The organism is Dyadobacter psychrotolerans, from assembly GCF_004349265.1.
GTDB classification, from domain to species: domain Bacteria; phylum Bacteroidota; class Bacteroidia; order Cytophagales; family Spirosomataceae; genus Dyadobacter; species Dyadobacter psychrotolerans.
The window spans coordinates 218,254-230,074 of record NZ_SMFL01000002.1 but is presented as its reverse complement, the minus strand read 5'-3'; the positions used below and the strand labels follow the sequence as shown (position 1 = coordinate 230,074).

Here is an 11,821-nt window from a genome sequence, read left to right as displayed (position 1 = left end):
TAAGTCTACCGGACTAGTTTTTGGCAAGGTCCATTGAGATGGTGATACGCTTCGTGCCTTTGAAAGGACTGTCTTTTTTAAGAGGTATGTCATAGGAAGCGTCGGCAGAATAATGTTTCAGGAAACGTACCCCTGCACCGGCTGTAAAAAATTTCCGGTCACCTTTATTTTTATTTTCTCCAAAATATCCTCCGCGCAGCGCAAATCTTGATTTATACAAATACTCAGCGCCGACTGAAATCGTTACCTCCTGAAGTTCCTCACTCAAACCTCCGGGGGCATCCGAAAAAGATTTGTAGATACTGGTTAGAAACGGCTGGCTGTTAACATTAACAGGGTTTGGAGAATAAGGAACCAACAACTTGCTTGCGTCCAACACGAAACTAATCCGGTTGCGATCGTTTGGAGCAAAAGACAATCCTCCTCCCAATTTGAAAGTAGTTGGCAGATAACCATCTCCAAAAGCAGATCCGTAACTGATTTTATCACCAAAATTGGATAACACAGCACCAACGGTATAGCCTAAACTTCTGCCATTGGTTTCGCTAAAAACTTCTTTTTTATAAAAAGCACTAATGTCTGCCGCAACGGTTTTACCGGTTTTATAAACTCCAGGTGTAATGTAGCCATAGCCAGCCAGTTCTGATGAAATATATTTCAAAGTTATTCCCATTGAAAAGTTCCTGCCTAATTGCCTGGCATAACCGGCGCTCACAGAAAAATCGGAACGCGGAGAGCCACTCATCACCAAATCTCCATCATTAAAATAGCCGAACGAAGCTGTAATTGCCTGACCTTTCGGAAGCTTGTAATACGCACTCGCATATCCAAGCCACATGTCGTCTACAAGGTTTGACAGCCATGGTACATACGAAACCGAGGCTCCGAAATCCTGTTCAATAAAAGCAAGCTTGGAAACATTCCAGTAAGAAGCATTTGCATCCGGCGTTGAAGCTACACCTGTTGCACCCATACCGGCACTTCTGGCGTCCGGCACATAGGTTAAAAATGGCACTGAACTTTGTGGAATCCGAATTGTTGGAACTGTTTGAGCCTGCGCACATGAGCCTGAGACAAGCGCTAAAAGACAAGCATTAATAAATGTTGTTTTCATGTTGAGATATTGTAGAGAGGTGATTTCAAATGACCCGTCGGGCAAAGCAAATAACCAGGTTATTTAAAAGCGGAACGTGCGGATTTCCGTTTTTTGTATAGAATTTTACAGAAATAATTTACTTACCGTATACTTATTTTCGCTAGTCAAAAAATACGAAATATCAATTTAAAAATGTTAGATTTCGCCTGTGAGGGCAGGCTGGTATTTATTGTGGAGCAAAACCACTATTGCCACTTAACCAATTTGATTGAATCCATTTTATTATCATTTTGCAGCTTCGTTCTCATCATTTGAAGAAAATAATACAAGCGGATGCACATAGGAAGTCATTACAATCTTAAAACATTTATTCTCTGGACACGCAGAACCATTTACTGGCTGGTGCTTTGGGCAATCATCCCTACCACACTTTTTAAGCTGGCCGGATTTACCTGGCTGGCAATTCCCTGGGTGCCAATAGCCCTAATCGGTACGGCAACATCGTTTATTGCCGGATTTAAAAATACACAAACTTATAACCGCCTTTGGGAGGCAAGACAAATCTGGGGAGGAATTGTCAACAGCAGCCGTACATTTGGCATCATGGTTACGAGCTACATCCGCACCGGTGACGGTCAGCAAAAATCCATTCACCGGGAAATCATCTATCGCCACATTGCCTGGCTTACTGCCCTGCGTTTTCAACTGCGTGAATCCAAAAATTGGGAAAACATCAAAACCAAAAGCTACAACATTGAATTTCGGAAACTTTACTCGGTGGAAGAATGGGAAAAGCAGCTGCCGGATGAGCTTAAACCATTTTTATCTGAGACGGACCGAAATTATGTTTTATCAACCAAAAACAGGGCAACCCAAATTATTGCTCTTCAATCGGATCAGTTAAGATCACTAGCTGACCGGGGATCTCTGGACCCTTTATATTACGTAGAGCTGGAAAATGTCCTGAAAGAGTTTTACGACCATCAGGGAAAAAGTGAACGCATCAAAAACTTCCCTTATCCACGTCAGTTTGCCAGCATCAATCTGTTTTTCGTCCGTTTACTGGTCATTTTGCTACCTTTCGGCATGCTCAATGAATTTGCAAAACTTGGTGAATTTGGTATCTGGCTAAATATCCCTTTCAGCGTTGTTGTTTCCTGGGTTTTCACTTCACTGGAGCAGGTTGGAGAAAGTACCGAAAATCCTTTCGAAGGCGGCCCCAACGACGTTCCGGTTACTTCGATGAGCCGTACCATTGAAATTGATTTAAGAGAAATGCTTGGGGAAAAACTTTTGCCTCCGCCGGTTCCTGCCAATAACGAAATTTTGATGTAACCCTAACGTCACCAGTCACATCGTACCGAAATCACCACGAATGAAAACAATAGTAAAACTTAAAAATATGTTAACTTAGTATCTGGCTAATAAGCTGATTATTTTTGCTTGCTTTGCGAACAGGCAAGTCTTTCGCTTTTCATCCGGTAAAATAACTTATTTCTTACGGATGACAATGTTTGTTTTCAGTATCACTTTATGAATCAGCAAACCATCGAAAATACGGATCAACAGGCTCTCAATTCGCTTCAAAACAGCAATTGGAAAGCATTTGAGGATATTTATGATGCTTACTGGTCAAAATTATACCTTTCTGCCTATAGCATTCTTCGCGACAAACAAGCTAGTGAAGATATTGTACAGGACATTTTTGTGCAGCTTTGGACAAAACGAAACTCGGTACAAATTGACTCGCTCGCGGCTTATCTGCATACGAGCGTTCGCTATCAGGTATTTAAAGTTGTGAAGGCAGGTAAAGTAAAACTGGTCCTTCCCGATGAAATAACTTCTTCCGTCATTCTTACAGATGCAGAAGACGCGCTTTTTTCTGAGGATCTTGATAGAATTCTTGACCAGCATATCAGGCGTTTACCTGACAAATGCAGGCAGGTTTTTATCCTGAGCAGAAAACAGCATCTTTCCATAACCGAGATTTCGGAAAAACTTGGCATTTCTTCAAAGACCGTTGAGAATCATCTCACAAACGCACTTGGCCGTTTGCGGACAGGCCTGGGCGATCTGCTTTTTTGGGCATGCATCATGCTGCCAACGTACTGGTAAGGCCTTTTTCAAAAAAAACTAATTTTTTTTCGCCGCACTTGGGTGTTCTACATCGGTTTTGACACATACAGTCATAACTATGAAAAAGACCGAATTTTTAACCCTTTCTGAAAAGTATCTCGAAGGCACGCTCAGCGCCGAAGAGCAGCTTCGTTTTCTTAATGCCTGTGCACGCCTGGAAAAGGAAATCAGTCAGTGGGATAACTACACCATGGACGATCAGCAGCAGGTAAAAGAGCGGCTGTTAGACAATATTATTTCTGAAATTCAACATAGCGAAACAGCCATAACACCGCTGAGACGACATATATTCCGCTGGCGTTTAGCAGCTGCGGCAGCTGTTTTGGCAGGATGTTTTTTCGCACTTTACAGTTTTCGTATACAGCTCTTAAACGATTTTTTTCCTGTTAAATCCATGCAGGCTTCCGCCGCAAAAGGAAAACTTTTGAAAACCAATCTTCCGGATGGAACTGTTGTATGGCTCAATTCTGAAAGTAAACTGATTTATCCCGAAGAATTCCGTGACAGCATCCGAGTGGTCACCCTATCAGGCGAGGCCTATTTTGAAGTTGCTCATGATGTAACAAAGCCATTTATCATTCATTCCAACAGTTTGGCCACCCGTGTGCTGGGAACCCGGTTTGTAATAAAATCATACGCCGGCGACAAACTTAGCAGTATCTCGGTTTTAAGTGGAAAAGTATCGGTGCGCGAAGACAAAAACCCCAACTCAAAACCGGTTTTATTGCTGGCCAATCAGCAGGTTACTTCTAACCAAAACTCCGGGTTTTCACAGGTAAAAAGCGATGTGGATACTTTAAGCATGATGGCCTGGACAAGCGGAAAACTTACTTATCGGAAAAGTCATTTGTCTGAGGTGCTTGATGATTTGAGAAGAAGATTTGACATTGAAATTACCGCGCAGCCGCATCTGATGGAGTGCCTTATTTATGCCGATGTCTTACCGGAAGACACGCCCCGGTTTGTGCTTGACCAACTGGCTGTGTCGCTGGGAGGAAAAGTAAAACAAATTTCTGAAACCGAATTTTCCCTAACCGGGAAAGGCTGTAAATAACAGGTTTAATTGTTCACTCATTCAAATAACCCATGACCTAAACAAAATAAAAATTCCCTCTCACAGCCGGGCTGCAAGCAGGGAATCCATGTCAAAAGATGTTGAAAATGTAGATGCCAGGGCCTTCGAAAACACGGGCGTTTTACAGATTTGCTTAACCTTTAACTTATCAAAATTATGGAAAAATCTCTTTACAGGGGTAAACTATTTCATTGTACACTAACAATAATGAAATACAGTGCTATTTTATCAGTTCTAATCGGCTTCTGCTGCTCTCTTGGGTTTGCAAAAAATACTTACAGCCAGATTCTCGACAGGCCGATTACCCTTAAAACCGGCAAAAAGCCGCTTCCAGAGGTTCTCGAACAACTTTCCAAAGCTGCCAATACACGTTTTGTTCTGGCCAGTGAAAGTGAATCTTTGAAAAAGGCAAACATCAATGTGCGCAATGAGAAACTGGGAACGGTGCTTGACGCACTTCTGAAACCATACTCGCTGACCTACACGACAGTCGGCTCAACGATTGTTCTTAAAGCCGCACCTAAACCAAAACCTGTTGTCATTATTCCTAAACCCGCTGAAACCGTAGTAGTCGTTCCTGAGGAACCACAGATCGCACAGCTTACCGGCAAAATCGTTGAAAAAAACGGTCAGCCTTTGCCAGGTGCTTCTGTGGTTGTGAAGGGCACCGACCGCGGAACGGTTTCGGATCAAAACGGAAGCTTTTCGCTTAACGTTAACAATGGTGAAGTTTTGGTGGTCTCTTTCATTGGTTTTTTAAAGAAAGAAATCAGCTATAAAGGAGAAAATTCTTTAACGATTCAGCTTTTGGAGGATGTTGCCGGGCTTGAAGAACTAGTGGTAGTGGGTTACGGAACGCAAAAGAAAATTAATGTTACCGGAGCGGTAGCATCGATTGAAGCCAAAGATCTCGACAGCCGGCCGGTTAAAAACATGAGCTCTGCGTTACAGGGGCTAATGGCAGGGGTAACGGTTGTAAACTCCACTGCGCTGCCCGGACAAAACGGAAGCTCGATCCGGATCAGAGGTGTGGGTACATTGGGTGATTCCAATCCGTTGGTAGTTGTCGATGGTATTCCCGGAGGAGACCTGAACCTGCTGAATCCTGCTGATATTGAAAGCATTTCTGTTTTGAAAGATGCTGCTTCTTCCTCGATTTACGGGGTGCGCGGAGCCAACGGGGTCATTGTGGTTACGACAAAAAAAGGAAAAGAAGACTCGCAGCCAACTATTTCCTATAACGGTTATATCGGCATGCAGACACCGACGGCGCTTCCAAAGTTTGTCGGTTCTCCCGAGTACATGCAGCTTTTAAATGAATCACAGGTTAATGTTGGACGCAACCCGACTTATTCGGAAGCGGACATTGAGATTGCACGTAACGGCTCGGATCCCAATTATTTTGCCAACACTAACTGGATTGATGAAATCTATAAAAAAAGCGCCCCGCAGCAAAACCACAACCTGAGCATAAACGGAGGCGCCAAAAATCTGAACTACTACGTTTCTTACGGATACCTGAAAGAAGGTGGTTTGATTACGGGAGACAATTACAACGCCCAGCGGCACAATGTCCGTCTCCGGCTGAACACAACGCTGCTTGACCGTCTGCACCTGGATGCCAATCTGGGGTACATCGACAGAGGATTTTCCGGTTCTGCGGAAAGTGTTGAATCGGCAGCGGGACCCTTGTATGCTGCGCATCAGATTTTGCCACTTGTTCCGGTTCGGTTTACAACCGGCGGTTGGGGTTATATCGGAGGCCAGCGAAATCCGGTTGCTGTAACCACTGACGGGGGAACAAACCGGTTTAATTCACAGGAAGTTACCGCAAATTTAAGTGCTACTTTAAAAATATTTGAAGGACTGAATTTAAGAGGCCAGTACGGACTGATCAGATCCAATTCTTACCGTTCTATTTTCAGCAAAACGATCAATTATTACAGTCCTGTTGACGGATCTCTGATTTACCAGACCAATCCTCAGAACAAGATCGATGTTCGTGATTATACCAATTTGTATCAGACCATGCTGGGCTTTCTGGAATATGACAAACTGTTTGCAGAAAAACACAGTGTGAAGGGAATGCTGGCTGTTTCACAGGAAGAAAACGTTTCCAATTATGTTTATTCAACCCGCACAAACCTTGCTTCACAGGATGTGGAATCAATCAATTTGGGAACTGAAAATCAGTTAAATGGCGGTGATGCGACCCAAACCGCACTGCGCTCATTTTTCGGAAGGTTTAACTATGGATTTAACGAAAAATATCTGGCTGAATTCAATTTCCGTTATGATGGTTCCTCCCGTTTCGCTCCTGACTTGCGCTGGAATTGGTTTACATCAGCGTCTGCCGGATGGGTTTTTTCTGAGGAAAAGTTTTTCAGTCCTCTTCGCCGTGTAATCGAATCCGGTAAAATTCGTGTTTCTTACGGAACGCAGGGGAATGACAAAGTTGGACAAAACTTTCCATACCTGTCCACATTGGGCCCGGTCAACAATACTTTCCCTATAGGCAATGCGCTCACCATAGGTTACCGCCAGTCGAATATCCCGAATGCGCTTTTGACCTGGGAGTCTGTTGTAAAACAAAATGCAGGCATAGACCTTGTCTTGCTTAAAGGCCGAATGGGCATTACAGTTGACTATTACAAACAGAACACCAATAATATTTTGCTGAATGTTCCGCTGCCTGATGTATTGGGTGTAGGCACGAACTACCCTCCCCAGAACGCTGGTAAAGTAGAAAATAAGGGTTGGGAATTTGCTGTTTCGTGGCGCGATCAGATCAGTGATTTTAAGTACGGAGCTAACTTTAACATTTCAGATGTAAAAAACAAAGTAACCGGTTTGGGTGGTATGCCGCCAACTTACGGAGATCGTATCCGTATCGTCGGCCAACCGATCGATGCTTTTTACGGACTCGTTGCTGACCGTCTTGCACAGGACTCTGATTTCGACTACAATGCCGAGACCAAAAAGTACACTCCTAAATTTCCGGCGTACGCAGGCGATCCGGTAGCACCTGGGGATATTATTTACAAAGACCTTAACGGCGATAACCAAATAACACTTGACGGTGACCGTAAAGTAATTGGCAGCGCTATCCCGCGTTTCAATTATGGTTTCCGTGGTGAGGTTGGCTGGAAGGGCGTTGATTTTAGTTTCTTTCTGCAGGGTGTAGGTAAAGCAGACGGTTACATCCAGGGTGCTGCACGTCACGCGCTGATCAACGAGGGATCGTTACCACAGGAAGTTCACCGCGACCGCTGGACTCCTGAAAACACAGATGCGAGTTATCCGAGATTAACGTATCAGCAAAGTTACAACCAGCGTTTGTCGACCTACTGGCTTGAAAATGCAGCTTACCTGCGTTTAAAAAATGTTCAGCTTGGTTACACGCTTCCTGAAAAACTAACAAGCAAAGCAAGGGTGAGCCGCATGCGGATTTATGTTTCGGCTGACAATCTGCTTACAAAGTCCAACTTCTTCTACGGTTACGATCCCGAATCGCCGGTTACCAGCGGAGGGTTTTATCCTCAGGTAAAAACATTTGTGGCAGGGGTTAGTGTAAACTTCAAATAAGCAAGATCATGAAAAAGAATATCATATTTGTACTTTCAATACTGGCTTTCGTCGCAGCAGGATGTGACAATAACTATCTGGACCGGTTGCCTCTTGATCAGATTGCAGATCAGACCTTCTGGAATACAGAGGAACAGCTTATACTGGCAACAAACGGATGTTACGGGAATATCAAAGCTAAGAATACCGTCGACATGGAAAACATGGGCGACAATACTTTATGGCCTTCCACCACGGACTTCCAACTTATCGGAAGCGGAAATTTTGGCGTTGATTTGGGTATGATCAACACGGAATGGAGAAGTTTGTATCAGGGCATAAGGCAGTGTAACACTTTTCTCGAAAACTATCAAAAGGCAGTTGTTCCCGTGGAAGCAAGAAAGGAAATCCTTGCTGCAGAAGTGAAGGTAATCCGGGCATATATGTACAGCTACCTGGTGATGTTCTGGGGAGATGTGCCTCTGATTACCAAGTCGGTCGACATTGATGAACTTTACGGTCCGCGTAACAGCACAGCGGAAATTGTTGATTTTATCATGAAGGACCTGGATGAAGCGGCGGCCGTACTTCCAAAAGAAATTGCCACTGGTAAAGATTTGGGAAGATTGAGAAAAGGTGCTGCACTGGGTCTCAAAGCAAGGGTTGCTCTTTATTTTGAGAAATATGATGTGGCAGAAAAAGCAGCAAAAGATCTGATGGACCTGAAAGTTTATACCCTTTTCTCTAACGGAAATCCGGCGACGAGTTACAATGCTTTTTTCACATACGCAGGAAAATTATCCAGAGGGGCCAACAAGGAAACCATCATTGCCAGAACGCATCTGGAAGATCTGAACATGCATAATCTGAGCCGGGAAATACAGGTTCCGGATCAGAATGCAAGATGGAACCCGACCAAATCATTGGTGGATTCTTATCTCTGTAAAGATGGACTTCCTATTGAAAAGTCTCCGCTTTATAAAGAAACGAGTTATCAGGATGTGTTTACCAACCGTGACCCGCGCATGACCCAAACCGTACTGGCGCCTAACAGTGTATGGGGAGGCCGTTATGATGGAAATCCCGCTAACACAAATCCGGCCATTTACACAGCTCCGAAATTCCGCTCCGACAGAAGAGGTTCTGTAACGGTTACAGGTTATTATTTTACCAAATATGTTGAGCCTTCCACTGTTGCACAAGTGAGCCGGGATGCCAATGATATTCATGTTCTTCGTTATGGAGAAATATTACTTACCTACGCAGAAGCGCGCCACGAACAGGGAAAGCTAACCCAGGCTGATCTTGACATTTCCATCAACTTACTTCGTGACCGCGTTGGCATGAAACGAATGGTGCTTACCGAACTGGCGGCAAACGCGATGAATGTCAGGGATGAAATCCGCCGGGAACGTCGTGTTGAGCTGGCACTGGAAGGACAGCGTTATTTTGATATCAAAAGATGGAAACTTGGAGCAGTACTTGCACAGGATGTGAAGGGGATGAAAAAGGAATGGGCCACGATTCCCGCCGATGTAGCCACAATTCGTACCGATGCGCAAGGGTACATTGTAGCATTTACAGGAAGAAATTTCTCCGAAAAAAATTATCTTTGGCCAGTCCCGTTTGTACAGAAAGAACGTAATCCGGCTTTGGGACAAAACCCGGGCTGGGAATAAAACTTTAATGAATTAATGATGATGAATAAACTATTTTATTTGTGTTTTGTACTGATCAGTTTCGCAGCCTGCGGGAAAGATTCTGATGAAAATGCCGTGGTTGAACCACCTGTTAAGGAGAAGGCAAATTTGAAAGTGATGACCTATAACATCCATCACTGTAACCCACCTTCTGCCGGGACAAAAATTGATGTGGAAGCCATCGCAGCCGTGATTAATAAGGAAAAACCGGATTTTGTGGCGCTTCAGGAAGTAGACGTGAACACCGACAGGTCCGGCAAAGGTCTCAATCAGGCGCAGCAGCTGGCGAAACTGACGGGAATGAAATTCTATTTTTCCAAGGCAATCGATCATCAGGGCGGGGACTATGGTGTAGCGGTTCTCTCACGTTTTGCGATCATCGATTCGGCAAGATTTATTCTTCCCATCGACAATGCAATAGGTGGAGAAGTTCGCACCATTGCGGCAGTGACTGCGGAAATATCAAAAGGTAAAAAGGTAATTTTTGCCAGTACACATTTGGATCTGAAAGCACCAAACCGGCTCACGCAGGCGGAACTGATCGTCAAACATTTTGGAGACGCATCCTATCCGATGATTCTGGGTGGAGACTTTAATGACAAGCCTGACGGACCTGCGATTGCTTACCTGGATCAGCATTTTACAAGAAGCTGCAAGCAAAACTGTCTACCAACAATCCCGGTGGAAAACCCAAACCGTACGATTGATTTCGTTATGTTCAAACCGCAATCGGCAATTACCGCCATTTCGACCAGAGTGATCGACGAAAAGTACGCTTCTGATCACCTTCCGGTTGTAGTGGAATTAAAGGTAAAATAAAGATAAAATACATTTTAAAAGTAACGTACTTTTAATTAGAATTGAGCGCCGTCTAAGAGACTTACTCTTTGACGGCGTTTTGCTTTTCAATAATGTTGTTTTTACAAATGCTAAATATTTAGCTAATTGCTTTTCGTGCGCTAAATGTGTTCGGAATATTAAAAAAAAACAAGTTATGGCCTGGAATCCTGATACCTACAATAGATTCAAATCAGAACGGTTTACCCCTTTTTATGATTTGCTGGCTCTGGCAAAATCCAAACCTGAAATGGAAGTAATTGATCTGGGATGCGGTACCGGAGAACTTACCAGAAAACTTGCAGACGCGCTACCTGGCGCACGGGTAACGGGCATCGATTCCTCGGAGCAAATGCTCAGTCAGTCGCAAGATTTTGTTAGTAAGCAGGTTATATTCAAACAACTGTCTATTGAACGGTTTTTAGAATCCGACAAAAAATGGGATCTTGTCTTTTCAAATGCGGCTATTCAGTGGGTGGACGATCATGAAACGGTTTTTCCAAAAATCATTTCCAGTCTTAAAGAAAACGGACAGCTGCTGATTCAAATGCCCGATCAGCACCATAATGTATCGAACCGGTTACTCGACGAGCTGGCTGAAAAGGAGCCTTTCCGCGAAGTTTTGAAAGGATGGAAAAGGGTTTCACCTGTTTTGGACATCGACCGATATTCACAGATTCTTTTTGAAAACGGCAGTAAAAGTATGACTGTTTTTGAAAAGATTTACCCCTTGGTACTTTCGGATGCCGATGCACTTTTTGACTGGGTATCCGGAACTGCTCTTATTCCTTATTCCGAAAGACTTGAAAGTAAAATCAAGCAGGATTTCATTGATTTGTATAGAAAATTTCTTCAAAATAAATTTGCTAAATCACCGGTTTTTTACCCGTTTAGGCGTATTATTCTGGAAGCAAATTTTTAAAAGTTAGTGTCTGGTATTTGCTGTACGCTTATTGATAACCAACTTTACCTAAGCTCTGAAACCATGGCAAAAAACAAAACAACCGAAACAGAAAACAGTGTAACAAAGTACCTGTCTTCAATAACAGAAGAGAAACGTCGTTTGGACTGCACGGCGCTTGTCGATTTATTTTCATCGGAAAGCGGTTATGAACCTAAAATGTGGGGCGCAGCCATTGTGGGCTTCGGAAGCTATCATTACAAATATGCAAGCGGTCATGAAGGTGACGCACCGATGGCAGGTCTTTCTTCAAGGGCAAACGCAATAACGCTTTACCTGGACTTTGAAGGCGAAGAAAAAGAACAGTATTTACAAAAACTGGGAAAACACAAAACCGGAAAGAGTTGTATTTATATTAAAAAACTTGAAGATGTAAACCAGGAAATTTTGGGAGAGATGGTGAAAAAATCCTTGACTTATGTGAGAGCAAAATATGCTGATTGAGCATAATT

The 11,821-nt window shown here is 43.5% G+C and carries 9 protein-coding genes; 8 read left to right on the top strand and 1 reads right to left on the bottom strand.

Annotated features, from left to right (window positions below):
• Positions 1 to 13: 13 nt before the first annotated feature.
• A complete protein-coding gene (gene porV / locus E0F88_RS04815; protein WP_131956988.1) occupies positions 14 to 1,114 on the bottom strand; it encodes a type IX secretion system outer membrane channel protein PorV in 1,101 nt (366 codons plus the stop codon).
• 315 nt (positions 1,115 to 1,429) lie between these two features.
• Here porV and E0F88_RS04810 point away from each other — a divergent pair, with 315 nt between their 5' ends.
• From E0F88_RS04810 to E0F88_RS04775, 8 genes are all read left to right on the top strand, one after another.
• A complete protein-coding gene (locus E0F88_RS04810) occupies positions 1,430 to 2,431 on the top strand; it encodes a bestrophin family protein (protein ID WP_131956987.1) in 1,002 nt (333 codons plus the stop codon).
• 198 nt (positions 2,432 to 2,629) lie between these two features.
• Positions 2,630 to 3,211, top strand: a complete 582-nt coding sequence (locus E0F88_RS04805; protein ID WP_131956986.1) for an RNA polymerase sigma-70 factor — start codon at positions 2,630 to 2,632, stop codon at positions 3,209 to 3,211.
• 79 nt (positions 3,212 to 3,290) lie between these two features.
• A complete protein-coding gene (locus tag E0F88_RS04800; protein ID WP_131956985.1) occupies positions 3,291 to 4,286 on the top strand; it encodes a FecR family protein in 996 nt (331 codons plus the stop codon).
• Between the two features lie 177 nt (positions 4,287 to 4,463).
• A complete protein-coding gene (locus E0F88_RS04795) occupies positions 4,464 to 7,892 on the top strand; it encodes a TonB-dependent receptor (protein ID WP_131956984.1) in 3,429 nt (1,142 codons plus the stop codon).
• Between the two features lie 8 nt (positions 7,893 to 7,900).
• On the top strand, positions 7,901 to 9,550 hold the full coding sequence (locus E0F88_RS04790) for a RagB/SusD family nutrient uptake outer membrane protein (RefSeq protein ID WP_131956983.1): 1,650 nt from the start codon (positions 7,901 to 7,903) through the stop codon (positions 9,548 to 9,550).
• A gap of 15 nt (positions 9,551 to 9,565) precedes the next feature.
• Entirely contained in the window at positions 9,566 to 10,390 is an 825-nt protein-coding gene (locus tag E0F88_RS04785; protein ID WP_229213676.1) for an endonuclease/exonuclease/phosphatase family protein, read from the top strand.
• Positions 10,391 to 10,565: 175 nt separating this feature from the next.
• Positions 10,566 to 11,330, top strand: a complete 765-nt coding sequence (locus E0F88_RS04780) for a methyltransferase domain-containing protein (protein WP_131956982.1) — start codon at positions 10,566 to 10,568, stop codon at positions 11,328 to 11,330.
• Between the two features lie 63 nt (positions 11,331 to 11,393).
• Positions 11,394 to 11,813, top strand: coding sequence for a DUF1801 domain-containing protein (locus E0F88_RS04775; protein WP_131956981.1), 420 nt, complete (start codon positions 11,394 to 11,396; stop codon positions 11,811 to 11,813).
• Positions 11,814 to 11,821: the final 8 nt, after the last annotated feature.

Bases quoted from the DNA above. Each gene is read 5' to 3' on its own strand.
- E0F88_RS04790 (WP_131956983.1), top strand. From the start codon at position 7,901: ATGAAAAAGAATATCATATTTGTACTTTCAATACTGGCTTTCGTCGCA.
- E0F88_RS04800 (WP_131956985.1), top strand. From the start codon at position 3,291: ATGAAAAAGACCGAATTTTTAACCCTTTCTGAAAAGTATCTCGAAGGC.
- E0F88_RS04810 (WP_131956987.1), top strand. From the start codon at position 1,430: ATGCACATAGGAAGTCATTACAATCTTAAAACATTTATTCTCTGGACA.
- E0F88_RS04785 (WP_229213676.1), top strand. From the start codon at position 9,566: ATGATGATGAATAAACTATTTTATTTGTGTTTTGTACTGATCAGTTTC.
- porV (WP_131956988.1), bottom strand. From the start codon at position 1,114: ATGAAAACAACATTTATTAATGCTTGTCTTTTAGCGCTTGTCTCAGGC.
- E0F88_RS04775 (WP_131956981.1), top strand. From the start codon at position 11,394: ATGGCAAAAAACAAAACAACCGAAACAGAAAACAGTGTAACAAAGTAC.
- E0F88_RS04780 (WP_131956982.1), top strand. From the start codon at position 10,566: ATGGCCTGGAATCCTGATACCTACAATAGATTCAAATCAGAACGGTTT.
- E0F88_RS04805 (WP_131956986.1), top strand. From the start codon at position 2,630: ATGAATCAGCAAACCATCGAAAATACGGATCAACAGGCTCTCAATTCG.
- E0F88_RS04795 (WP_131956984.1), top strand. From the start codon at position 4,464: ATGGAAAAATCTCTTTACAGGGGTAAACTATTTCATTGTACACTAACA.